The sequence below is a fragment of the Mycobacterium aquaticum genome (assembly GCF_002086485.1).
Lineage (GTDB): Bacteria > Actinomycetota > Actinomycetes > Mycobacteriales > Mycobacteriaceae > Mycobacterium > Mycobacterium aquaticum.
Window position 1 is genome coordinate 17139 of sequence record NZ_MVHF01000061.1, and the last position, 23573, is coordinate 40711.

Annotated in this window: 27 protein-coding genes; 15 read left to right on the forward strand and 12 right to left on the reverse strand. The window is 66.9% G+C overall.

Features of this window, described 5'->3' with window-relative positions:
* The first annotated feature begins 14 nt into the window (after positions 1–14).
* A complete protein-coding gene (locus BST13_RS34990; protein WP_083170410.1) occupies positions 15–224 on the forward strand; it encodes a hypothetical protein in 210 nt (69 codons plus the stop codon).
* Positions 225–280: 56 nt separating this feature from the next.
* Here the strand turns inward: BST13_RS34990 and BST13_RS34995 are convergent, their stop codons facing one another.
* The 4 genes from BST13_RS34995 to BST13_RS35010 form a co-directional block, all read right to left on the reverse strand.
* Positions 281–1099 (reverse strand): class I SAM-dependent methyltransferase, encoded by an 819-nt coding sequence (locus tag BST13_RS34995; protein ID WP_083170412.1) that lies wholly within the window; start codon positions 1097–1099, stop codon positions 281–283.
* A 63-nt stretch (positions 1100–1162) separates the two neighbouring features.
* Positions 1163–2188 (reverse strand): NAD-dependent epimerase/dehydratase family protein, encoded by a 1026-nt coding sequence (locus BST13_RS35000; protein ID WP_083170414.1) that lies wholly within the window; start codon positions 2186–2188, stop codon positions 1163–1165.
* Positions 2185–2697 carry a nuclear transport factor 2 family protein gene (locus tag BST13_RS35005; RefSeq protein WP_083170416.1) on the reverse strand — a complete coding sequence of 171 codons (513 nt, stop codon included), beginning with the start codon at positions 2695–2697 and terminating at the stop codon, positions 2185–2187. Before BST13_RS35005 ends, BST13_RS35000 begins: the two co-directional genes overlap by 4 nt.
* 19 nt (positions 2698–2716) lie before the next feature.
* Positions 2717–3118 (reverse strand): hypothetical protein, encoded by a 402-nt coding sequence (locus BST13_RS35010; protein ID WP_095533838.1) that lies wholly within the window; start codon positions 3116–3118, stop codon positions 2717–2719.
* 70 nt (positions 3119–3188) lie between these two features.
* On the opposite strand from BST13_RS35010, the gene msrA reads away from it, so the two are divergent.
* Positions 3189–3704, forward strand: a complete 516-nt coding sequence (msrA, locus tag BST13_RS35015; protein ID WP_083170420.1) for a peptide-methionine (S)-S-oxide reductase MsrA — start codon at positions 3189–3191, stop codon at positions 3702–3704.
* Positions 3705–3707: 3 nt separating this feature from the next.
* Here the strand turns inward: msrA and BST13_RS35020 are convergent, their stop codons facing one another.
* Entirely contained in the window at positions 3708–5051 is a 1344-nt protein-coding gene (locus tag BST13_RS35020; protein ID WP_083170422.1) for a cytochrome P450, read from the reverse strand.
* 90 nt (positions 5052–5141) lie between these two features.
* Between BST13_RS35020 and BST13_RS35025 the strand changes: the two genes are divergently transcribed.
* Positions 5142–5774, forward strand: a complete 633-nt coding sequence (locus tag BST13_RS35025) for a TetR/AcrR family transcriptional regulator (RefSeq protein WP_083170423.1) — start codon at positions 5142–5144, stop codon at positions 5772–5774.
* Here BST13_RS35025 and BST13_RS35030 read toward each other — a convergent pair.
* A complete protein-coding gene (locus BST13_RS35030; protein WP_083170424.1) occupies positions 5751–6320 on the reverse strand; it encodes a TetR/AcrR family transcriptional regulator in 570 nt (189 codons plus the stop codon). The two genes, BST13_RS35025 and BST13_RS35030, sit on opposite strands and share 24 nt — an antisense overlap.
* Positions 6321–6373: 53 nt before the next feature.
* Between BST13_RS35030 and BST13_RS35035 the strand changes: the two genes are divergently transcribed.
* Positions 6374–7054, forward strand: coding sequence for a class I SAM-dependent methyltransferase (locus BST13_RS35035; protein ID WP_083170425.1), 681 nt, complete (start codon positions 6374–6376; stop codon positions 7052–7054).
* Here the strand turns inward: BST13_RS35035 and mmpH are convergent.
* The 5 genes from mmpH to BST13_RS35060 form a co-directional block, all read right to left on the reverse strand.
* A complete protein-coding gene (gene mmpH / locus BST13_RS35040; RefSeq protein WP_083170451.1) occupies positions 7051–8115 on the reverse strand; it encodes an MMP endo-(1,4)-3-O-methyl-alpha-D-mannosidase in 1065 nt (354 codons plus the stop codon). The two genes, BST13_RS35035 and mmpH, sit on opposite strands and share 4 nt — an antisense overlap.
* On the reverse strand, positions 8108–8839 hold the full coding sequence (locus tag BST13_RS35045) for a class I SAM-dependent methyltransferase (RefSeq protein ID WP_083170426.1): 732 nt from the start codon (positions 8837–8839) through the stop codon (positions 8108–8110). The genes mmpH and BST13_RS35045 overlap by 8 nt, the downstream gene beginning before the upstream one ends.
* Entirely contained in the window at positions 8833–10077 is a 1245-nt protein-coding gene (gene manT, locus BST13_RS35050) for an MMP alpha-(1->4)-mannosyltransferase (RefSeq protein ID WP_083170427.1), read from the reverse strand. The genes BST13_RS35045 and manT overlap by 7 nt, the downstream gene beginning before the upstream one ends.
* A 262-nt stretch (positions 10078–10339) precedes the next feature.
* A complete protein-coding gene (locus tag BST13_RS35055; protein ID WP_083170452.1) occupies positions 10340–10795 on the reverse strand; it encodes a PPOX class F420-dependent oxidoreductase in 456 nt (151 codons plus the stop codon).
* 14 nt (positions 10796–10809) lie between these two features.
* On the reverse strand, positions 10810–11337 hold the full coding sequence (locus BST13_RS35060; RefSeq protein WP_083170428.1) for a hypothetical protein: 528 nt from the start codon (positions 11335–11337) through the stop codon (positions 10810–10812).
* Between the two features lie 126 nt (positions 11338–11463).
* Between BST13_RS35060 and BST13_RS35065 the strand changes: the two genes are divergently transcribed.
* From BST13_RS35065 to BST13_RS35105, 9 genes are all read left to right on the forward strand, one after another.
* On the forward strand, positions 11464–11844 hold the full coding sequence (locus tag BST13_RS35065; protein ID WP_425437096.1) for a helix-turn-helix transcriptional regulator: 381 nt from the start codon (positions 11464–11466) through the stop codon (positions 11842–11844).
* 5 nt (positions 11845–11849) lie between these two features.
* Positions 11850–12260 (forward strand): VOC family protein, encoded by a 411-nt coding sequence (locus BST13_RS35070; RefSeq protein WP_083170453.1) that lies wholly within the window; start codon positions 11850–11852, stop codon positions 12258–12260.
* The gene (locus tag BST13_RS35075; protein WP_083170430.1) at positions 12261–14684 is read left to right on the forward strand and encodes an ATP-binding cassette domain-containing protein; all 2424 of its coding nucleotides are present in this window, start codon (positions 12261–12263) and stop codon (positions 14682–14684) included. It abuts the gene before it with no gap.
* Between the two features lie 33 nt (positions 14685–14717).
* Positions 14718–15518 (forward strand): DUF427 domain-containing protein, encoded by an 801-nt coding sequence (locus BST13_RS35080; RefSeq protein WP_083170454.1) that lies wholly within the window; start codon positions 14718–14720, stop codon positions 15516–15518.
* Between the two features lie 95 nt (positions 15519–15613).
* Positions 15614–17473 carry a hypothetical protein gene (locus BST13_RS35085; RefSeq protein ID WP_425437097.1) on the forward strand — a complete coding sequence of 620 codons (1860 nt, stop codon included), beginning with the start codon at positions 15614–15616 and terminating at the stop codon, positions 17471–17473.
* Positions 17470–17655 carry a hypothetical protein gene (locus BST13_RS35090; RefSeq protein ID WP_083170431.1) on the forward strand — a complete coding sequence of 62 codons (186 nt, stop codon included), beginning with the start codon at positions 17470–17472 and terminating at the stop codon, positions 17653–17655. Before BST13_RS35085 ends, BST13_RS35090 begins: the two co-directional genes overlap by 4 nt.
* Entirely contained in the window at positions 17652–18089 is a 438-nt protein-coding gene (locus BST13_RS35095; protein WP_083170433.1) for a hypothetical protein, read from the forward strand. The genes BST13_RS35090 and BST13_RS35095 overlap by 4 nt, the downstream gene beginning before the upstream one ends.
* Positions 18086–19384 carry a hypothetical protein gene (locus BST13_RS35100; RefSeq protein ID WP_083170434.1) on the forward strand — a complete coding sequence of 433 codons (1299 nt, stop codon included), beginning with the start codon at positions 18086–18088 and terminating at the stop codon, positions 19382–19384. The genes BST13_RS35095 and BST13_RS35100 overlap by 4 nt, the downstream gene beginning before the upstream one ends.
* Before the next feature lie 23 nt (positions 19385–19407).
* Positions 19408–19959 carry an isochorismatase family protein gene (locus tag BST13_RS35105; RefSeq protein WP_083170457.1) on the forward strand — a complete coding sequence of 184 codons (552 nt, stop codon included), beginning with the start codon at positions 19408–19410 and terminating at the stop codon, positions 19957–19959.
* Here the strand turns inward: BST13_RS35105 and BST13_RS35110 are convergent.
* Entirely contained in the window at positions 19952–20767 is an 816-nt protein-coding gene (locus BST13_RS35110; RefSeq protein ID WP_245839931.1) for an enoyl-CoA hydratase/isomerase family protein, read from the reverse strand. The genes BST13_RS35105 and BST13_RS35110 overlap by 8 nt on opposite strands.
* Positions 20768–20847: 80 nt before the next feature.
* Here BST13_RS35110 and glgX point away from each other — a divergent pair, with 80 nt between their 5' ends.
* Positions 20848–22986 (forward strand): glycogen debranching protein GlgX, encoded by a 2139-nt coding sequence (glgX, locus tag BST13_RS35115; protein WP_083170447.1) that lies wholly within the window; start codon positions 20848–20850, stop codon positions 22984–22986.
* 255 nt (positions 22987–23241) lie between these two features.
* A partial coding sequence (locus BST13_RS35120) for a DUF222 domain-containing protein (protein ID WP_142282923.1) occupies positions 23242–23573 on the forward strand: 332 nt, incomplete at its 3' end.

The window sequence follows — 23573 nt, forward strand, 5'->3', positions numbered from 1 at the left end:
AGAGGGAGACAGAGATGAAGAAGTTCGGGATTGCCGTCATCACCGCAAGCGCGCTGGGGGCAGGCCTGCTGGGCCTGGCCGGGCAAGCGCAGGCCGCCGTCCCCGCCACAGCGTCGTCGACGACCATCTCGGCCGGTGTCGATCACCTGGGCTGGCTGGATCAGATCCAGCCGAAGGTGAACGTCCCCAGCGTCGACAACACGGTGCGCCACAGCGGCCGCTGACATACGCAGTCAGAAGGGGCATCCCGCACGGGATGCCCCTTTCTCGTGTGAAGGCCTCAGAATGCGTAGCGGTGGTACTGGGCCATGTACCGCAGCGCGGGCAGCGTCCCCATCGCCTTGACGGTCCAGCGGTAGTACCACACCACGTGGTCGAACGAGTCGTCGTCGAAGGGTGATGTCCAGGCCAGCAACCGGGTACCCGGGACGGCGTCGAGGATGTCCTCGGGTTTGTTGATGGCCCAGTGCAGGTGGGCTCCGGCTCGACGCACGACGGCGTTGGTCCAGTCCCCCTTGATGCCCCACCGGTTGAACGCGTCGAATTGCAGCTCGCCGGTGTCGAAGTGGTCCACGACTCTGCGCAGCAGGGCGATGCCGTCCTGCTCGGTGAGGTACATGGTCAGGCCCTCGGCGATCATCAGGGTGGGCCGTCCGGCCGGAATGCCCTGCAGCCAAGTGGGATCCGTCACAGACGCGGGGACGACGTGATAGTGCTCGGCGGCCGGGTAGAGCTGTGTGCGCAACCGCGCGACGTCGGGATAGTCGATGTCGTACCACTCGACGCCAGGCCCGGGAGCCAGCCGGAAGAACCGGCTGTCCAGCCCGCAACCCAGGTGCAGCACGACGGCGTCGGGATGCACCGCCAGGAATTGGCGGGCCCACCGGTCGAAGTGTGCGCTGCGCGTGGTCACCGCGGGCGACTTGGTCGCCGTGATGGTGGTCTGACTCCAGTCGTAGTCGATGCGGTCGACGATGTCCCTGGCCCAGGTGTCGTGCAGGATCGAGTTGGGCAGGTCGGCGTCGAGAGCCTTGGCGTAGAACGTCGCGAGCATGGTCTGCGGCGCGCCGCGCAGGTCGACCTTGAGCTTTTCGGTCATCTCGCCAGGCTAGCGCGGTAATACAGTTGCAGCACAAGCCTTTAACGCCTACCGGCGTGGCGTTCAGCCCTGCTTCGCGGCGCGTCTGGCCGCGCGCACACCCACCCAGAACTGAGCCGCCTCTCGCACGGAATCCTCGACCGGCCCTGGGCGCCAACCGAGTTCACGCTCGGCCTTGCCGTGGTCGACGGGAGCCTCGGCACGCATCAGCCGCAGCGATGCCAGCGACATCTGCTCTTCGGTGCCTTTGAGTCTGCCTTTGATGGTGCCGATCGTGGCCAGCGCGTAGGTGAGCGGCAGCGGGATGGTTTTCGCCGGCGGCGCGACACCGGCGGCGTCCGCGGCGATGCGGGCCACCTCGGCGTTACTGATCATCTTCGCCGAGATGAGGTAGCGCTCCCCGATGCGACCCTTGTCCGCCGCCAGAATCAGGGCCCGCGCGGCGTCGTTGACGCCGACGGCTTCCAGCTCGATGCCGCTCATCACGAACGGCAGCTTGCCGAACGCTGCCGCCGCGATGATGGAGCCGTGCGGGGTGCGGCCCCAGTCGCGGCCGCCGTAGGTGGTGGAGACGCACATCGCGACGGCGGGTAACCCGCGCTCGCGGGCGTACTGCAGCACCAGGTTCTCGGCAAGCACGCGGGACCGCACGTACGGCGTGAGGCGTTTCATCTGGTTCGGACCGATGACGTCGTCCTCGTTGGACACCCGGGTCCGCCGTCGGTCCACGGTGGCATAACTGCTGGTGAACACGAAACGTCGTAAGCCAGAAGCAATTTCGGGCTCCACGGCGACGTCGAGCACGTTGCGGGTGCCCTCGACGTTGGTGCGGAACAGCGGCGCCGGGTCGCGCAACCAGCCGCGGGTGTCGACGACGCAGTAGTAGACGACGTCGGCGCCGGTCATCGCCTCGCGCAGCACAGCGCTGTCCCAGATGTCGCCGATAAACCGGGTGACATCGAGATCGTCGATGCCGATCGTGTTGGCGCCGGGCCGCACCATCACCCGGACGTCTTCGCCGGCCTCGACGAGCTGGCGGGTGACGTGCGAGCCCAGATATCCGTTGGCGCCGATGACCAGAGCCGTCATGCCTGCCGTCCCATCTTCTCCATCCGCTGCATCCAGTGCGCTGCCTCGTCGCTCAGCGTGCCGAGCTCGGCGGCCTTGCGGCACCACTTCATCGAGGCGGACACAAACCGCAGCGGGTTGTAGATGTCCTCCTGGCGGGACCACATCCCGTCGCCGGCGTAGGTGATGATCGAGATGTTGGTGGCGCTGATGATGGTGCCGTCGCCCGGGTCGACCATCGGGTTGTCCAGCTCGCAGATGATCCGTCCGGTCGATTCGTCGATCACGTGCCACAGCGACGGGAACGCCGTCATGTAGCTGCCCGGGAAGCTCGTCATGGTCTTCCAGATCCAGGCCCGCACCTCGTCGCGGCCCTTCATCGTGCCCGCCGCGTGCTCGATGTACTCGACGTCGGGTGTGTAGTGCTCCACCCACACGTCCCAGTCCTTGGTCGTGGCGGCGCGGTCCACGGTTTTTTCGAAGGTCGCGAACGCCGCGGCCAGCTCCTCGCGGCTGAACGTCTTGCTCACCCAAGAACTAGAACACGTTCTACCATTCGACGGCAAGCACCTTCCGGTCCCCCAGCGGCGCGGACAGCGGCACGTCCACCGTTGCGCGGACCGCCAGCGCGATACACATTCTTCCCACCGATTCCGGTGGCGTGCCGCCACGCAGATCCACGGTGACAGTCTGGTCGGTCTCCTGCGCGCTGACGTGCACACCGAAGCAGTCGGGGGTGCCCGCGGTGAAATTCACCGCGAGGCCCTCACCGCTGCGCGCCCAGGATGCGATGCGGGTGACGTGCGGGGCGACGATGGCCGGGTCGTCGACGAAGACCGTGCGCGCGGGGTCCGGCGCCACCTCCGGCACGGCCGTCGGCTCCGCGGCGGCCCGCCCGGCTCCGGCTGTCAGGAGTAAACCGGCCAGAGCTGCGGTTACAGCTATGCGCATGGGTCCCACGGTAGCGGCGGAGCACAATGGGACCCACCGGCCGACAGACCCTATTGAAGGAGCGAGCGCAATGAGCAACTACTCCACGGCAATCCTCGCGGGCGGCTGCTTCTGGGGCATGCAGGATCTGATCCGCAAGCAGCCGGGCGTGGTGTCGACACGCGTGGGCTACACCGGTGGCCGCAACGACCACCCCACATACCGCAACCATCCCGGCCACGCCGAGGCCGTCGAGATCGTCTACGACCCCGCCAAGACCGACTACCGGGCACTGCTGGAGTTCTTCTTCCAGATTCACGATCCGAGCACCAAGGACCGGCAGGGCAACGACGTCGGCACCAGCTACCGGTCGGCGATCTTCTACCTCGACGATGAGCAGAAGCGCGTCGCACTGGAAACCATCGCCGACGTGGACGCGTCGGGTTTGTGGCCGGGCAAGGTGGTCACCGAGGTCACGCCCGCCGTCGACTTCTGGGAGGCCGAGCCCGAGCACCAGGATTACCTGCAGCACTTCCCCAACGGCTACACCTGCCACTTCCCGCGGCCGGGCTGGAAGCTGCCGAAGCGGCAGACCGCCAACCAGTAACCGCTACTGCCCCAGCGGCGTGGCGCGCCGGTGCATGACGACCCGGCCGCCCGACTTCGGCGTGTACGCCACCCCGCGCGAGTGCACCTTCTCGCCGGGTGCGGTCGTGGTCTCGATGACGAAGTGCCGCAACACCGTTCGCAGCACGACATCCATCTCGACGTTGGCGAACGCCGCTCCCACGCAACGCCGCGTGCCACCGCCGAACGGGATCCAGCCCAGGCCGGGGCGGCTGCCGACGAACCGCTGCGGGTCGAACCGGCCCGGGTCCGGGAACTCCTCGGGCCGTTCCTGGATCGCGGCGAGCGCGACGATGACCGAGTAGCCCTGCGGGATCACCCAGTCGCCGAGTTCGAATGCCGGCGCGTAGACGTGGCGGCCTGCGAAATCGATGACGGTCCTGACCCGCTGTATCTCCAGGATGGTCGCCTGGCGGTACTCGTTGCCGTCGGTCGCGGCCTCGGCGACGAGTTCGGCGAGCACCTCGGGATGGCGGCTGATGCGTTCGAACGCCCACCCCAGCGTGGACGCCGTGGTTTCGTGACCGGCAGCCAGCAGCGTCAGTAGCTCGTCGCCGATGTCTTTGCGGGACATCGCCGAACCGTCTTCGTAAGTGCTGCGCAGCAGCAGCGCGAGGATGTCGTCACGGTGCTCGAACTCGGGGTCGGATTCGATCCGTTCGATCAGCTGGTCGATCACCGCGTCGTACTGGCTGCGATATCTGGCCAGCCGCGCCCATGGGCTGAACCGGCCGTAGTCCCGCGTCGGGTTGGGCAGCACGGCGAGCCGTGACCCGAGGGTCACCCAGGGCGGGATGATGCGCCGCAGCTCGTCGAGTTGTTCGCCGTCGGCACCGAATACCGCACGCAGGATGGCGTTGAGGGTGATGCGCATCATCGGCTCGAGGGTTTCGAACTCCCTGCCCTCCGGCCAGTTCGCCGCCTCGCGCAGCGTTTCCTCCTCGAAGATGGCCTCGTAGTTGCGGATGCTCTTGCCGTGGAACGGCGGGGTCAGCAGCTTGCGCCGGCGCCGGTGATCGGTGCCGTCGAGGGCGAAGACAGATCCCGAGCCGAGGATGCGGCTCAGGTTGGGCTGGACGTTGCCGACGTCCTCGGTGTTGGCCTGGAACAGCTGCTTGGCCAGCTGCGGCTCGGCGACGATGACCGTGCGGCCGAACATCGGCAGCCGCAGGGTGAAGATGTCGCCGTAGCGCCGCGAGATCCGCTTGACCATCCACCGCCGGGCAAGCGCATACCCGGCACCCTGCAGCACGACGGGAATCCGGGGGCCCGGCGGTATCCGCGCCTCGGTGATTTCGGGTTGTACGACGGTCACTGTTTCGGTCATGCCATCTCCAGCCACATGTTGGTACTGCCGTGTACCACTAACGTGTGTAGTACGGTACTCGCAGGTACCAAGCGACGCAAGGGTGGTGACATGACTGCTGCACTCGCGGGTTCCGGGTCTCCGGCCGGAACGGACGCCTTCCGGCTGCGCCTGCTCGACGGGCTCGCGGCAGCCATCACCGACAAGGGCTATCGCGAAACCACGGTCGCCGACGTCGTCCGGCACGCCCGCACCTCCAAACGCACCTTCTACGACCAGTTCTCCAGCAAGGAAGCGTGTTTCATCGAGTTGCTGCGGCTCAACAACGCGCGCCTGGTCGGCGAGATCCGGACCGCCGTCGACGCCGACGCGCCGTGGCAGGACCAGATCGCACAAGCCGTCGGCGCTTACGTCGACCACATCGAATCCGCCCCTGCCGTCACCTTGAGTTGGATCCGGGAACTGCCCGCGCTCGGCGCCCAGGCGCGCCCGTTGCAGCGCGAAGCCATGCGTGAACTCACCGATCTGCTCATCGATCTCAGCGCGAACGCAGGCTTCCGGCACGCCGAGCTGCCCGAGCTGACCCGCCCGATGGCGATCATCCTGCTGGGCGGACTGCGTGAACTGACCGCGATGATCGTCGAAGACGGCCGCGAGATCCGCGAGATCTACGGTCCGGCCGTGGCCGCGTCGCAGGCCATCCTCGGCCCCCGCGCCGACTCAGCCGAGCATCAGCCGCGCTGATTTCTCCAGTCGGCGCGCGATGGCCGGGTACGCCTCGTAACCCATACCGGCCCGCACCAGTGCCCCGGAGTAGAGCAGCTCCAGCGATTCGATGACGTCGGGATCGGTTTCCGGGCCCAGCGCGGCGGCGAGCCTGCCACGGATGTCGGCGCCGATGCGCTGACGCAGCACCTCGACGTCGGGATCCCTGCCGAGCAGGGCATTGGTCACCGCACCGGCGAATTCGGGCTCGTCGGCCACCAGCGATGCGATGTGCTGCAGCACCTCCACCACCCGGGTCGCGGGGTCCGGCGACGTGTGCGGTGCGGGCGGTGCGCCGGCGAGCCTGCGCCAGAACACCTCGGCGACAAGGTGTTCCTTGGACGAGAAGTATGTATAGGCGGTCGCCGATCCGACGCCCGCCTCAGCCGCCACCCTTCGCACGGTCAACCCGGCGAAACCTTCGCGGCTGATCAGCTCGACCGCAGCGCGGCCCAGACGTTCGACGGTGTCGGCTTGCCGTGCGGTCAGCCGACGACGAGTCGACTCCAAGGCCGGATCGGACACGTGTCCGGACGCTACTACAACGCCCTGAGACCAGCAACGTAGATTGTGATCCCATGAGCTCCGCCGACACTGTGTCATCGCCGTTGTCACCGCGCGCCGAGCGCCTTTTCGCGCTGGCAGAGCAGGTCACCGGTTTCATGCCTGCCGACGAGGGACGCGCTCTCTACGACGCCGCGGTCCGCTACCTCGACGGCGGGGTCGGCGTGGAGATCGGGACGTACTGCGGGAAGTCGACAGTGTTGCTCGGTGCGGCCGCGCAGGAGACCGGTGCGGTGGTGTACACCGTCGATCATCACCATGGTTCCGAAGAGCACCAGCCGGGCTGGGAGTACCACGACGCCTCGCTGGTCGATCCCGTCACCGGGCTGTTCGACACGTTGCCCACCATGCGGCACACCCTGGACGCCGCCGGTCTCGACGAGCACGTCGTGGCAGTGGTCGGAAAGTCGCCGATCGTGGCCCGGGGCTGGCGAATGCCGTTGCGGCTGTTGTTCATCGACGGCGGCCATACAGAGGAGGCGGCGCAGCGGGATTTCGACGGCTGGGCCCGTTGGGTCGAGGTCGGCGGTGCGCTCATCATCCACGACGTGTTCCCCAACCCCGCCGACGGCGGCCAGGCCCCGTTCCACATTTATCAGCGCGCGCTCGACACCGGGGTGTTCCGAGAGGTGGCCGTGGTGGGTTCGATGCGGGTGCTGGAGCGGATCTCTGGACCCGCACGCGAGGAGGACTAGCGGTCGCTGACGACGCATTCGCAGTCGAAGTCGCCTTCCAGACCCCGGGGTAGGCCCTCGCCCCGGAAGATGCCACTGGCGGGCGTGGTCGACGACAGCGCGTCGGCCGCCAGGATCATCGCCGCACCCGTCCAGGTGGTGCGTTCTTCGGGCCAGCGTTTGCCGTCGGCGAAAACCAGTCCGGTCCAATAGGATCCGTCGCCCTCCCGCAGGTGCTGCATGGCGGTGAACTGCTGGTGCGCACGGCGGGTGTCACCGATCGCGTCCAGCGCCATCACCAGTTCGCACGTCTCGGCGCCGGTGACCCATGGCCGGTGATCCACACAGCGGATGCCCAGCCCTGGTACCACGAAGTCGTTCCAGCGCTCCTCGATACGGGCCAGGGCAGCCGCTCCCTGCAGCGCCCCGCCCAGCACCGGGTAGTACCACTCCATCGCGTGGGTGTCCTTGGCGGAGAAGGCTTCCGGATGCGCGACGATGGTGTGGCCGAGTCTCCCCAGCGCGACCTCCCATTCCGGCTGAGGATCGTCGAGGTAGTCGGCGAGCGCCAATCCGCACCGGATGCTGTGGTAGATGCTCGCGCAGCCCGTCAGTAGCGCCTCGCGCACCGGGCCCGAGGGTGTACTGGCCCAATAGATCTCGCCGCCGGAGGCTTGCAGGCCGAGGACGAAGTCGATGGCCGCGGACACCACGGGCCACATCGTCTCGGCGAACCGGCGGTCGCGGGTGATCAACACGTGATGCCAGACCCCGGTCGCCACGTACGCGCAGAAGTTGCTGTCGCTGTTGGCATCCTCGATGACGCCGGCGCGCAACTGGATGGGCCATGAGCCGTCCGGCCGCTGCACCGTGCGGCACCAGTCGAACGCAGCCCTGGCCGGTTCGATGAGTCCGGCTGTGGTGAGCGCCATGGCGTTCTCGACATGGTCCCACGGGTCGGTGTGCCCGCCGTCGAACCACGGCAGGGCGCCCGAAGACTCCTGGGTCGCCGCGATCGACTCTGCGGTCTGGCGGCACGCGGCAGGCGTCAGGACACCTGCCACCCCCGGAGCTTCAGGCAGTCGCAACGTCGACCGCCGGTTTGGTGAAGTACAGTGCGACGCTCTTACCGATCACCGGGTTGAGCAGCGACTCGGCGGCCCTGGTCACCCACGGCCTGCCCATCATGTCCCACACCAGCAGCTGGTGATACGCCTTGACTGCCGGGTGATCGTTCTTGTCGGTTCCCACAAGGCATTTCAGCCACCAGTACGGCGAATGCAGGGCGTGGGCGTGATGGGTGTGGGTCAGCTCCAGGCCGTGGGCCAGCACCTTGTCGCGCAACACGTCGGCGTGGTAGATCCTGATGTGCCCGCCCTCGTTGGCGTGGTATTCGTCGGACAGCAGCCAGCACACCTTCTCCGGTAGCCAGCGCGGCACCGTGATGGCCAGCGCGCCACCGGGTTTGAGCACCCGCACCAGTTCAGCGATGGCGCGGTCGTCCTCGGGCACGTGTTCGAGGATCTCCGAGGCGATGACGCAGTCGAAACTGCCGTCGGCGTATGGCAGGTCGAGCGCGTCGCCCTTCACGGCCTCACCCTTGGCCGAGAGCGGGACATGCCCCTCGTCCCGCATGGCGCGCAGCATCGCCTCGACGTCGTTGAGGTCTGACACACTCTGGTCGAAGCCCACCACGTCGGCGCCCCGGCGGTAGGCCTCGAAGGTGTGCCGGCCCGCACCGCAGCCCACATCGATCACCGATGTGCCCGGTCCGATCCCGAGCCGGTCGAAATCAACGGTCAGCATCTTGTCACCCCTCCGCACCTGGCACGCGCCATCTCGTACACCGAAACAGTCTGTGCAGCAACAGATTCCCAACTGAACACGTCGAGCGCCCGCCGCCGGCCGGCCGCGCCGAGCCTGCGTCGCTCCAACGGCGAATCGAGCAACTGGCCGAGCACCGCCGTCAGCTCGTCGACGTCGGCGGGCCGGACGAGCCGGGCGCACTCGCCGTCGTTGCCGACCACCTCGGGCAGGGCTCCCGCTCGGCTCGCGACGATCGGCGTGCCGCTGGCCATCGCCTCCACCGCGGGCAGCGAAAAGCCTTCGTAGAGAGAGGGAATGCAGGCGACCTCGGCAGAAGCCAGCAGTTCGGCCAGTTCTGCGTCGGACAGCCCGCTGGAGCTGTGCACGATGTCGGAGATACCGAGCTCGGCGATGAGTTTCTCGGTGGGGCCGTTGGGTTCGAGCTTGGACACCAGCTGGACGTCCAGGTTGCGTTCGACCCGCAACCTGGTGACGGCGTGCAGCAGGTGGCTGATGCCCTTGAGCGGCACGTCGGCGCTGGCGATCGCGATGATCCGGCCGCTGACCTGCTGCGCCGACGGCTTGAACAGCTCGGTGTTCACCCCGAGCGGCACGACGTGCAGCTGCCCCGGGGCCACTCCGAAGTCCTCGGCGATATCGGCCGCCGAGGACGACGACACCGTCAGCAGTTCCGGCATCCGCCGGGCCACCTGCTTCTGCATCTCCGCGAAGCCATACCACCTGCGTACCAACGGTTTACGCCACCAGGTGGCAGCGGCGACCTCGACCTGCCGATCCCGGGTGATGGGGTGGTGCACCGTGGCGACCACCGGAAGCCCCAGGTGAGCGATCTTCAGCAGCCCCGTGCCCAGGCTCTGGTTGTCGTGTACGACGTCGAACTCGTCACGGCGTCGGGCCAGCATCCGCGCGGCCCGCATGGTGAACGTGCGGGGTTCCGGGAAGCCCGCGGTCCACATCGTCAGCAGTTCGAGCGCATCGATGTGGTCGCGAATCTCGCTGAGTCGCGGCACCCGGAACGGGTCGGGCTCGCGGTACAGGTCGAGGCTGGGGACCTCGGTCAGCTTGACCCTGGGGTCCAGGATCTCCGGATAGGGCTGGCCGGAGAACACCTCGACCTGATGACCCAACTCGGCCAGCCCGGCGCTGAGATGACGGACATATACGCCCTGCCCGCCACAGTGGGTCTTGCTCCGATAGGACAGCAACGCGATACGCATAGTCAGCTCACTCGTCGGCGGAAACGGCGCTGAACAGGGCAGACGGACTCACGCAGCGACTCCGCACCCTCTGGACATGTGTCCAGACTATAGTTTGACGTGCTAGCAGACGCAACGCATCCGATTTGACACCTCTACCGCCCGGCCGGCCGACGCTGAGCAGTCGACTGGCAGTTCTGACTCTGCGGTGTGGGCGCAAAACTTCGAGATGCTCACGCCGTCAGCGCAGTGTCAACGCCGAGACCGGCGCCACGACCGGGCGTCACTCCGGAGGAAACCCGCCCGTGGCCACCGGGCCCCAGCGGCGCGGCGTCAGCCGGATGAGGCACTTGCCCTGGTCGACCATCGCTTGCCGGTACTCGTCCCAGTCCGGATGCTCACCGGCGATCGAGCGGTAGTAGTCGACGAGCGGTTCGACGGCGTCGGGCAGAGCAATGACTTCGGCGTCGCCGTCGACCTGGACGTACGGCCCGTTGAACTCATCGGAGAGCACCGTCACGCTCGCAAGCGGGGTCCGGCGGATGTTGGCCGCCTTGGCGCGCTGCGGATAACTCGCGACGATGATCCGTCCCTGTTCGTCCACCCCACCCGTCACGGGCGAGCTCTGCAACGTGCCGTCTGCGCGAAATGTCGTCAGCACCATCCGATGTCGCGGGCGAACGAAGTCGAGTAGGGCTGTGAGATCCACGGCGTCTGCCGTCGCATACTTTCGGGCCATGGCTTCGACGCTACTCACCGACTGCCCCTCGGCAGGACGAACGCGAACGGCCGCGGAAATCCCAGCCCGGTGAGACGCGCTTCGCGGACCGCCGCGATCTCGACGGGCACCACCATTCCCGATGACGGCTCGTAACACTGCAGCGCGTTGCCGGCCGCCGCCACGATCAGCACCCAGTGCCGTGGAATTCCGTGGCCACCGACCAGCATGGCTACCGGCCGGTCGGCGGTGAGCGCACCCAGGACATCGGCCAAGCCATCGTCAGTACCGCGAAAGGGTCGCCAACGGTAGGGGACGTCGGGTCTGCTCAGTGCCCGTGCCATGCCTGCCGGGGTCGCGCCGAGCCGGCGGGGCCACAGGCGGTTGATCTCGTCGTGAACCCGATGCTGCTCGGCGGAGAACCACTCCCGGCCGCCAGGACCGAGCAGCCTCGCGCGGTATGCGGGATCCATCAGCACACCCGCCACCACCGCGACGGTCGGGCCGCAGGTGACCCCGTCACGTTGCCGCAACCCCAGCGCGGCCAGCTGCGCCGGTCTCACCGCCCGCAGCCTACCGCCGCCGCAGACTGACGCCGGGCGACTTGTGGCAGCATCGATCAGGTGGCCAACAGCCCCGACGTGCAACGACTGCGCGACCTCGCGCTGCTGCGCCGTGTGCGCGACCGGATGGACCGCGACTACGCCCAGCCGCTCGACGTCGAAGCTCTCGCGCGCGGGGTGAACATGTCGGCCGGGCATCTGTCCCGGCAGTTCAAGCTGGCGTACGGAGAATCGCCGTACAGCTACCTGATGACCCGGCGTATCGAACGCGCCATGGCGCTGCTTCGCGTCGGCGATCTCACGGTCACGGAAGTCTGCTTCGCAGTCGGGTTCTCGTCGCTGGGCACCTTCAGCACCCGCTTCACCGAACTCGTCGGCATCCCGCCAAGCACCTACCGCCAGCAGATGGCCGACTCGGCCGAGGGCATCCCGTCGTGCGTCGCCAAGCAGGTGACCAGACCGATCAGGAATCGAGAAGCGTCGAGCACCAAACCGCAATTAGCGTGACGGACATGGACATCACCATCAGCTCAAGCTTCCTTCCTCAGAACGACCCGGAGGCCGCCAGGACGTTCTACCGCGACGTCCTCGGCTTCGAAATCCGCAAGGACGTCGGCTACAACGGCATGCACTGGATCACCGTCGGACCTGTGGACCAGCCCGATGTCTCCATCGTGCTGTTCCCGCCGGAGGCCACCCCCGGCATCACCGACGAGGAGCAACGCGTCATCTCCGAGATGATGGCCAAGGGCACCTTCGCGAGCCTGCTGCTGGCCACCAAGGATCTCGACAGCACCTTCGAAAAGCTGCAGGCGACGGATGCCGAGATCATTCAGGAACCGACCGATCAGCCGTACGGCATCCGCGACTGCGCGTTGCGTGACCCGGCAGGCAACCTCATCCGTCTCCAGGAGATCCGCTGAATGGCCAAGAGCCCCAAGACCACCCAGGTCCACCCGGCTGACACCCACGACCTCATCCGCGTGCACGGCGCCCGCGTGAACAACCTCAAAGACATCAGTGTGGAGCTGCCCAAGCGGCGCCTGACGGTGTTCACCGGGGTGTCCGGTTCGGGCAAGAGTTCGCTGGTGTTCAGCACGATCGCTGCAGAATCCCAGCGGCTGATCAACGAGACCTACAGTTCGTTCGTCCAGGGTTTCATGCCGAACCTGGCGCGCCCCGAGGTCGATGTGCTCGACGGCCTGACCACGGCGATCATCGTCGACCAGCAGCGGATGGGTACCGATCCACGGTCCACGGTCGGCACGGCCACGGACACGGGTGCACTGCTGCGCATCCTGTTCAGCCGGATCGGCAAACCGTATATCGGTTCACCACAGGCGTTTTCGTTCAATGTGGCATCGATCAGTGGCGCGGGTGCGGTCACCGTCTCCAAGGGTGGCCGCACCACCAAGGAACGCCGCAGCTTCAGCATCACCGGTGGGATGTGCCCGCGCTGCGAGGGCCGCGGATCGGTCAGCGACATCGACCTGACCGCGCTGTACGACGACAGCAAGTCGCTCAACGAGAACGCCCTGACCATTCCCGGCTACAGCATGGACGGCTGGTACGGCCGAATCTACCGGGGCTGCGGCTATTTCGATCCGGACAAGCCGATCCGCAAGTTCACCAAGAAGGAACTCGACGCGCTGCTGTACCAGGAGCCGACGCGCATCAAGGTCGACGGCGTCAATCTGACCTACGCCGGGCTGATACCGCAGATCCAGAAGTCGTTCTTGTCCAAGGACGTCGACTCCATGCAGCCGCACATCCGCGCGTTCGTGGAACGTGCGGTGACGTTCGCCGTCTGCCCGGACTGTGCCGGCACCAGGCTCACGGCGGAAGCCCGGTCGTCGAAGATCAAGGGGCTCAACATCGCCGAGGTCTGCGCCATGCAGATCAGCGATCTCGCCGACTGGATCAAGGGCATCGACGACAATGGGGGTACCGCCCGCGCGTACAGTGGCGCCAGCCACGCGCGGGGGACGGTGGCACCGCTGCTGACGTCGTTGCGCCATACGCTGGACTCCTTCGTCACGATCGGGTTGGGCTACCTGTCGCTGGACCGCCCGTCGGGCACGCTGTCAGGTGGAGAAGCCCAGCGCACCAAGATGATCCGGCATCTCGGCTCATCGCTCACCGACGTCACCTATGTGTTCGACGAGCCCACCATCGGGCTGCACCCGCACGACATCGCCCGGATGAACGAACTGCTGCTCGCATTACGGGACAAGGGCAACACCGTGCTGGTCGTCGAACACAAACCCGAGGCCATCGCGATCGCCGATCATGTCGTCGACCTCGGGCCGGGCGCGGGCACCGCAGGCGGCACCGTCTGCTTCGAGGGCACGGTGGAGGAGCTGCGGGCCAGCGACACGGTCACCGGTCGCCATCTCGACGACCGTGCTGCGCTGAAACCCGAGGTCCGAAAGGCCGACGGTGCACTGGAGATCCGCGGCGCCAACACGCACAATCTGCGCGACGTCGACGTGGACATCCCGCTGGGGGTGCTCGTCGTCGTGACCGGGGTCGCGGGGTCCGGCAAGAGCTCGTTGATCGACGGATCGGTCTCGGGGCGCGACGGCGTGGTGACGGTCGACCAGACCCCGATCAGGGGCTCGCGGCGCAGCAACCCGGCCACCTACACCGGCCTGCTGGAGCCCATCCGCAAGGCGTTCGCGAAGGCCAACGGCGTGAAACCCGCTCTGTTCAGCGCCAATTCGGAGGGCGCCTGCCCGTCGTGCAACGGCGCCGGCGTCATCTACACCGACCTCGGCGTGATGGCCACCGTCGAGTCACTGTGCGAGGTGTGTGAAGGGCGCCGGTTCGACGCGTCGGTACTGGAATACACCTTCGGCGGTCGCGACATCAGCGAGGTGCTCGCGATGTCGGTCACCGAGGCAACCGAGTTCTTTGCCGGCGGCGAGGCGAAAGTCCCTGCTGCGCACAAGATCCTGGAACGTCTGGGCGACGTCGGCCTCGGCTATCTGAGCCTCGGCCAGCCGCTGACCACGTTGTCCGGCGGTGAGCGGCAACGGCTCAAACTGGCCACCCACATGGGTGAGGCCGGCAACGTGCTGATCCTCGACGAGCCCACCACCGGGCTGCATCTGGCCGACGTCGACCAATTGCTGGCCCTGCTGGACCGGTTGGTGGATGCGGGGCAGTCGGTGATCGTGATCGAACACCACCAGGCCGTCATGGCACACGCCGACTGGATCATCGATCTGGGTCCCGGCGCGGGCCACGACGGCGGCCAGGTGGTCTTCGAGGGCACCCCGGCCGATCTGATCGCATCCCGGGCCACGCTGACCGGGAAACACCTCGCGGATTACGTCGGTACCTGACAGTTGTCGGCCAAGCGGCCGATAATGGTCGGCATGGCCGCCAAGGTGTCGAACCTACTGGCAGAACGTCTGAACTCGCTTCGCTATCAACCGACGGCGAAACGCATCCGTGCCTGCATGGGCGGTGAGCCGGTCGCCGATACCTGCGAGGCCGTGCTGGTGTGGGAACCGCGTCGGGTTGTCCCGACCTACGCGGTGCCCCGCACGGCCCTCACCGCCGGACTGGTGCCTGCGGGCGCCGCGGGCAACGACGACGAGATCCCCGGGTTTCTCGACCCGTCCGTCCCGTTCACCACCCATAGTTGTCCGGGCACCACCTACGACGTGATCGCGGGTGAAGAGACCGGCGCCGCCGCTGCCTATCAGCCCGACGATCCGGACCTCGACGGGTACCTGATCCTCGACTTCGCCGCCTTCGAGTGGCGCGAGGAAGACGAGCCGATCGTCGCCCACCCGCGCGACCCGTTCCACCGCATCGACGTCCTACGCAGCAGCCGGCACATCCGCATCGAGCTCGACGGCCGCTTGCTGGCCGAATCCGACCATCCCACATTACTTTTCGAGACGCTGTTGCCGACTCGGTTCTACCTTCCGCGCCAGGACGTGGCGGTGGCGCTCGCCGACAGCAACACGATCAGCTTCTGCGCGTACAAGGGTCGGGCAAGCTACTACTCGCTGCCGGACGGCCCCGCCGATGTGGCGTGGAGTTACCACGATCCGTTGCAGGACGCCGGGCCCGTGCGGGGACTGATCTGCTTCTTCGACGAGCGAGTCGAGGTCACGCTCGACGATGTGCCGCGCGAACGCCCTGTGACCCCGTGGAGTACCCGCTAACAGCTGATTTGGAAGGTCTGGTTTTGACCTGACCAGTTCTGGCAACATCACCACTGACCAAGTCATCCGGACATAGTCAGTGGGTGGGGATCATGATGGGTTCACCGGCGGTCTCGATCCCAGCGGTTTCGTACTGGGCCGCCGCCGGGACGGAAGGCGGCGGCGCCGCCCTTGACCAGGTCATCGGCATGTCGGCTGCCGCGCTGGTGGTCAGCGTTGCCTTGTTGTGGGTGGGATACCTGCACCGGATGCGACGTATCACGTGGCTGAGCAGCTTCGCAGAACGCCTGGGCCGCAAGTTCCATCGTCCACCATGGGTCGCGCTGCAGGTGTTCCTGTTCACCGCAACCATCATCTGCGCGCTGTTCGGGTTCATCTGGGATGTGAGCCTGCACATCGGCAAAGGCCGCGATCCCGGTCCGCTGGCCAACCCCGCGCACTATTTCATCCTTGTCGGGCTCTTCCTGCTGTTCATCGCCGGATCGATGGCCATCGTGCTGCCCTACGACAAGCCAGGGCCCGCCGCGATCAGGATCACGCGCACCTGGTACGCCCCCGTGGGCGGCGTCCTGATGGCGTTGTGCGGCCTGTACGCGCTGATCGGCTTTCCGCTCGACGACATCTGGCATCGCATCTTCGGTCAAGACGTAACCCTTTGGGGTCCAACACATCTGATGCTGATCGGCGGCGCGGGCCTGTCTTTGATCGCGGTGCTGCTGCTCGAGCACGAGGGCCGGGTGGCCATGGGACCGGACGCGCCCGAGGACAGCAAGTTCAACAAGTTCCTGTACTTCCTGTCCTTCGGCGGCCTGTTCATCGGGCTGTCGGTGTTCCAGATCGAGTACGACTTCGGCGTCGAGCAGTTCCGTCTCGTGCTGCAGCCGATGATGATCGCGGGCGCGGCCGCCCTGGCCGCCGTCGCAGCGCGGCTCGTACTCGGCCCGGGTGCCGCGCTCATCGCGGCCGCGTTCGCCGTCGCGCTGCGCGGTGCCGTCGCCTTCATCGTCGGCCCCATTCTGGGCGCACCGATCAGCTGGTTCGCGCTGTATCTCGGGCCCGCGCTGGTGGTCGAACTGCTGGCACTTACCCCACTTGTCAAGCGGCCCATCATCTTCGGTGCGGTCGGCGGGCTGGGTGTGGCCACCGTGGGGCTGTGGCTGGAATCGTTGTGGATCGGCGCGGTCTACCACTATCCGTGGCCACACAGCATGTGGGGCGAAGCACTGGCGATGGCAATTCCCGTCGCGATCGCCATGGGTGTGTGCGGCGCACTGCTAGCCCTCGTGCTGACGGGGCAACGGCTCCCCCGCCCGGCGATCGGCATCTCGATCATCGTCGTCACGGTCCTGGTGCTCGGCGGCGCGGTGGCCAACGGCCTACGCACCGAGGTACCGCAAAATGCCGGAGCCACCATCAGTTTGACCGAGCTGTCCAACACCGGCGGGCAGCGGATGGTGGCCGCCGACGTACAGGTCACCCCGCCCGGCCTGATCAGCGACGACCCGGAATGGGTGTCGATCCTCTCGTGGCAGGGCGGCCTGGCGCACCACCGGGGGCTCGTGGTGGACCGGCTCGACAAGGTGGGCCCCGGTCGCTACCGGTCCACTCAGCCGATCCCGGTGTCGGGCTCCTGGAAGACCCTGCTGCGTGTGCAGGACGGCACCACGATGAGCGGGATACCGATCTTCCTGCCCGCCGACCCCGGTATCGGTGCACCCGAGACACCCGCGCTGCAGTCGACGACGCGTCCCTTCGTGCAGGAGATCACGATCCTGCAGCGCGAACGGAACCTCAACCACCCGTCCTGGCTCTACAACGTCGCGTCACTCGTGGTCCTCGTGTGCACGCTGGTGCTGATCGCGGGCCTGACCTGGGGCGCAGGCCGCATCAACGCCAAGGAGTTGGAGACCGGCAGCAAGGCCTCCGGCCCGCGACCCGTACAGCCACAGACGTGACCCAGACATATCTGGCCGACCACACGCTGCTCCTTGCCCTGCCTGCGTTCGTCCCCGCGGTCGTGGTTGTCGGGGTGATCGTCTACATCGCCCGCCGCGACCGCCGCAACCCCGACACCGGCGCAGAACCGGGGGATGAACAGGAAACGCGGGGCAGTACAGGCGAAGATGATTCACCGTGACCACGCGTACAAGCAGACTGATCGTTCTGGCCGCCGCTGCAGCACTCCTGGCCGCAGGATGCAGCGGCTCGGACAAGTCCAAGACCGCCGAAAGCGCCACCTCAACGACCCCGTCGGTGACGACCGTCAATCCGTCGGACATGACCAACCAGCAGCAGGCGCCCAATCGCCTGGTGATCGACGTGACCATCAAGGGCGGTGAGGTGACCCCGACCAACGCATCGCTGCAGAGCAAGGTGAAGGAGCCCATCGTGGTTCGCGTCAACAGTGACGCCGCCGACGAACTGCACGTGCACTCGACGCCGGACCACACGTTCAAGATCGAGCCACGCGCCGGCCAGCAGTTCCAGTTCACCGTCGACGTGCCCGGCACGGTCGAGATCGAGCTGCACCAGCTGAACCGCACCATAGCCAGCGTGCAAGTGCAGCAGTGAACCGGGACGGGACCGCCATCCTGGCCCACGGCCTGGGCGGTTCGACCGATCTCCCGATTCCCTACACGTATGCGCTGCTCGGGGCTGCGTGGACGCTGACCTTCACGTTCGCTGTCGTCGCGTTCGCCTGGCGCCGGCCGCGGTTCGATCCGGCCAAGCCGGGCCGGGCCCTGCCGGGCTGGGTCCAGCGGACCGTGGATTCACCGGCCACCCGGTGGGCCGTGCGGTTGATCGCCCTTGGGTTCGCCGGATGGGTGGTCGTCGCCTCGTCGATCGGCCCGCAGGACGCCAAGAATCCGCTCCCCGGAGTGTTCTACGTGCTGCTGTGGGTCGGCCTGGTGGCGTTGTCCCTGGCGTTCGGCCCGGTGTGGCGGGTGCTCTCCCCCGTCCGCACGGTCTACCGCGTCGTCTGCCTCGTGGTCCGCCGGCGGCCATGGCACTACCCGGAACGGCTGGGCTACTGGCCCGCTGCCGCCGGGCTGTTCGCGTTCGTCTGGCTGGAGCTGGCCAGCCCGGACCCGGCTTCGCTCGCCGCGATCCGGTACTGGCTTCTGGCGTACGTCGCGGTGACGTTCGCCGGCGCGATGTGCTGCGGTGAGCCGTGGCTTTCCCGGGCCGATCCGTTCGACGTCTACAGCATGGTCGCGTCGCGGCTGTCCCCGCTGCGGCGGCACGACGGGCGGATCGTCATCGGCAATCCGTTCAACCACCTGCCGACGCTTCCGGTGCGCTCGGGTGTCATCGCGACGCTCGCGGTGCTGCTGGGCTCCACGGCGTTCGACAGCTTCTCGGCGATGCCGCAGTGGCGCAACTTCGTCGACGCGCACTCCGGGTCCCCGGCCGGGGCGTCGCTCATCCGCACGGCCGGCCTGCTGGTGTTCGCGACCACAGTGGCCGTCACCTTCACCGCCGCCGCGCGCGCCACCGGCGGCGTGGACCGGCAGCGCCGCCGCGAACTACCCGGCCTGATGGCGCATTCGCTCATCCCCATCGTCATCGGCTACGTATTCGCGCACTACCTGTCCTACCTCGTCGAGCGTGGCCAGCAGACCGTGATCCTGCTGCTGGGGCACGACAACGTCAGCGTGAATTACATTCTGTCGCTTCATCCTTCGGTACTCGCGAGCCTCAAGGTCGGGTTCGTGCTCGCAGGGCACGTCGCCGGTGTGATCGCGGCCCACGACCGCGCGTTGCAGTTGCTGCCCAAACGCCACCAGCTCACCGGTCAGCTGTCGATGATGCTGGTGATGGTCGGCTACACATTCACCGGCTTGTATCTGTTGTTCGGCGGATGACGCCGCAGCGCACAATGAACACCATGCGCGCACTCATCGTCGTGGACGTCCAGAACGACTTCTGTGAAGGCGGCTCACTGGCAGTGGCCGGCGGGGCCGCCGTCGCCCGCTCGATCACCGAACTGCTCGCAGGCGACCACGGGTATGACCACGTCGTGGCCACCAAGGACTTCCACATCGACCCGGGTGAGCACTTCTCCGAGCACCCCGATTACCAGAAGTCGTGGCCGCGGCACTGTGTGGCCGAGACGCCGGGCGCGGCGTTTCACGCCGAGTTCGACGCCAGTGCGGTGGAGGCCGTGTTCAAGAAGGGGCACTATTCGGCCGCCTACAGCGGTTTCGAGGGAGCCGACGATTCCGGCACGACGTTGACGGACTGGCTGCGCGGCCACGACGTGGATGCCGTCGACGTCGTGGGCATCGCGACCGATTACTGCGTGGCGGCGACGGCAGCCGACGCAGCCAAAGCCGGTCTGAAGACCCGCGTGCTCACCGGGCTCACGGCCGGAGTCGCCCCGCAGAGCACCGCCGCGGCGCTCGACGAATTGCGTTCGGCGGGCGTCGAAGTCAGTTAGTCGGATCCTGCGGCAAGCCCGTCCAGCGCGGTTCCCGACGCTCGATGTAGGCCCGCACGCCCTCGCGGGCATCGTCGTGGGCCATCAGCTGCAGATGAATCTCGGTTTCCCGGGCGCCCACCGCCGTTCGGTCCAGTTCGAGCGAATCCCACAACAGACGTTTGCTGGCTGCCACCGCCATAGGTGCGGTGTTGGTCGCGATGTCATGGGCGAGGTCGAGCGCAGCGGGCAACACCTGGTCAGCAGGCAGCACCCGGCTGCCCAGCCCGAGCTCGACGGCCCGGTGGCCGTCGAAAGTGCCACCGCCCAAAAGGATTTCGGCTGCATTGGAGATACCGGCCAACCGGGGCAGGATCCAGTGGGAGTATGCGTCGCCGATCATGCCGCGCCGGGCCTGCACGACGCCGTAGCGCGCATCGGCGGCGAAGATGCGGATATCGCACTGCAGGGCCAGCGTCAGCCCCAGGCCGACGGCGTGTCCGTTGACCGCGGCGATGACCGGCTTGGCCAGCGTCCACGCCGGCACCGCGACACCCGCCGCGCTGAAGCCCGAGCCCGGCGCGGTGAACGTGTCCTCGCCCGCCGTGAGGTCCGCACCCGCGCAGAACGCGGGCGGTTCGCCGGTGAGCACGATCACCCGGACGGCATCATCGCGGTCACACCGGGTGTAGGCGTCGGCCAGTTCCTCGCGCATACCGTCCCCGACAGCGTTGCGATGCTCCGGACGGTGCAATGTGACGGTCGCGACGCCACGGTCCACGACAACCCGCAGCGTGCGGTATTTCGGCAGCTCAGAGCTGATAAACACGGCGATTCCCCTCCCGTCCGGCGAATGGTCCGCGATCCGTCCGATGGTCACGCGACGCAGCGGACCCGTAAAGTCGGATTGTGAATCCAGCCGAGCGAACCACGGAACCCGAACTCGAAATCTGGCGGGGTAAGGCTTACCCCCTTGGCGCCACCTACGACGGTTCGGGCACCAATTTCGCGCTGTTCAGCGAGGTCGCCGAGCGTGTCGAGTTGTGCCTGTTCGACGCCGACGGCACGGAGAAACGGCTGGTACTGCCCGAGGTCGACGGGTTCGTCTGGCACGGCTTCGTGCCCAATGTCGAGCCGGGTCAGCATTACGGCTACCGGGTGTACGGCCCGTACGATCCGGCCGCCGGGCAACGGTGCAATCCGAACAAGCTGCTGATCGATCCGTACGCGAAGGCCATCGACGGAGTGTTCGACTGGGGCCAGCCGCTGTTCGGCTACAACTTCGGTGACCCGGACAGCCGCAACGACGAGGACTCGGCTGCGCACATGCCGAAGTCCGTGGTGATCAATCCGTACTTCGACTGGGGCACCGACCGGCCGCCGCGTCATGAGTATGCCGACACGGTCATCTACGAAGCACATGTCAAGGGGCTGACTGAAACGCATCCGGACATTCCCGAACAGATTCGCGGCACCTACTCGGCGGTCGCGCATCCGGTGATCATCGACCATCTGAAGTCGTTGGGCGTGACCGCGATCGAACTGATGCCGGTGCATCACTTCGTCGACGATTCGACTCTGCAGGAAAAGGGACTGTCGAACTACTGGGGATACAACACCATCGGGTTCCTGGCTCCCGATCCGCGATACAGCTCCAGCGCCACACCCGGCGGCCACGTGCAGGAGTTCAAGGCGATGGTGCGCGCGCTGCACGAGGCCGACATCGAGGTGATCCTCGACGTCGTCTACAACCACACGGCCGAGGGCAATCACATGGGGCCCACGCTGTCCATGCGCGGCATCGACAATGCCGCCTACTACCGGCTCGTCGACGACGACAAGCGCTACTACATGGACTACACCGGTACCGGCAACAGCCTCAACGTCGGCCACCCGCATTCGCTGCAGCTGATCATGGATTCGCTGCGCTACTGGGTGCTCGAGATGCACGTGGACGGTTTCCGGTTCGACCTGGCGGCCACCCTGGCCCGCGAGTTCTACGATGTCGACCGACTGAGCTCGTTTTTCGAACTCGTGCAACAGGATCCGACGGTCAGCCAGGTCAAGCTGATCGCCGAGCCGTGGGACGTGGGTCCCGGCGGTTACCAGGTGGGCAACTTCCCGCCTCTGTGGACCGAGTGGAACGGCAAGTACCGCGACACCGTGCGCGACTACTGGCGTGGCGAGCCGGCGACCCTCGACGAGTTCGCTTCCCGGCTCACGGGATCCTCGGACCTCTATGAGCAGACCGGTCGCCGCCCGTTCGCGTCGATCAACTTCGTCACCGCTCACGACGGCTTCACGCTGCGGGATCTGGTGTCCTACAACGAGAAACACAACGAGGCCAACGGCGAGGACAACCGCGACGGCGAGAGCAACAACAAATCGTGGAACTGCGGCGCGGAAGGCCCGACCACCGATGCGGCCGTCAACGAACTGCGGGCCCGGCAGCAACGTAACTTCCTCACCACTCTGCTGCTGTCCCAAGGTGTTCCGATGATCTCGCACGGCGACGAGCTCGGCCGCACCCAGGGCGGAAACAACAATGTCTACTGCCAGGACAACGAGGTGTCCTGGATCGACTGGGCCGCAGCCGATTCGGAGTTGATCGAGTTCACCCGGACGGTGTCGGCGCTGCGGGCCGCCCACCCGGTATTCCGGCGGCGACGCTTTTTCGACGGCAGGCCCGTCCGCCAGCCCGGTGCGCCCAGTGCGCCCGACATCGCCTGGCTCGCACCCGACGGCTCCGATATGACGGCCGAGGACTGGGAGACCGGCTACGCCAAGTCGGTGGCCGTGTACCTGAACGGGCACGGCATTCCGGATCTGGACGTGCGCGGCCAGCAGGTGGTCGACGACTCTTTCCTGTTGTGTTTCAACGCGCACTACGAACCGATCGAGTTCGTGTTGCCTCCGAAGGACTTCGCGGATCAGTGGACGCCGGTGATCAGCACCGCCGCAAACCTCGACGACACGCCTCTGGCACCCGGAGCAAAGGTCAGCGTGGAATCCCGAGCGGTCTTGGTGCTGCGCGCCGAAAAGGATTGAGCGCCACGGTGAGCGTTGCTCACTGTATCGATACGCCGGTCCGTACCAGGAAGTATGGTACCTTCGGCAAGTAGCAGCCGTGGCCGCCTTGCAGGCACCGAGCTTTCGAGTTCGTGCCACCGGCCGGGCGGGCCGGGGGTAGCAGCCGAAGAGCGGCGGCAACTACCCTGCGGCCACGGCTGCGGCAATCCTGGCGCACCGCGACACCATTGCGACACCCGAGGATTGTCGGCTACCGGTGGCATAATAGAACATGTGTTCGATGCCCTCGCTGATGCTGACCTGATCGACGGGTTGAGCGATGCGGGGCGCGCGGAGGCCGCGGCCATCGCCCGCCGCCTGGCCCTGATCGGCGAACTCGATGCACGCCGGGAACGCGACCTGGCCGAAACCATCTTCTGGCGCACCGACCCCTTCGAAGAAGTCGCCGCCGAAGTATCAGCAGCATTGGCCATCAGCCGCGCCCGCGCCGGCGGACAAATCCAGTACGCCCGCGCCTTGCGGGACAAACTGCCCCTGGTGGCGGCGGTGTTCGCCGCCGGGGCCATCGACTACCGGGTGGTCCGCACCATCATCACCCGCACCGC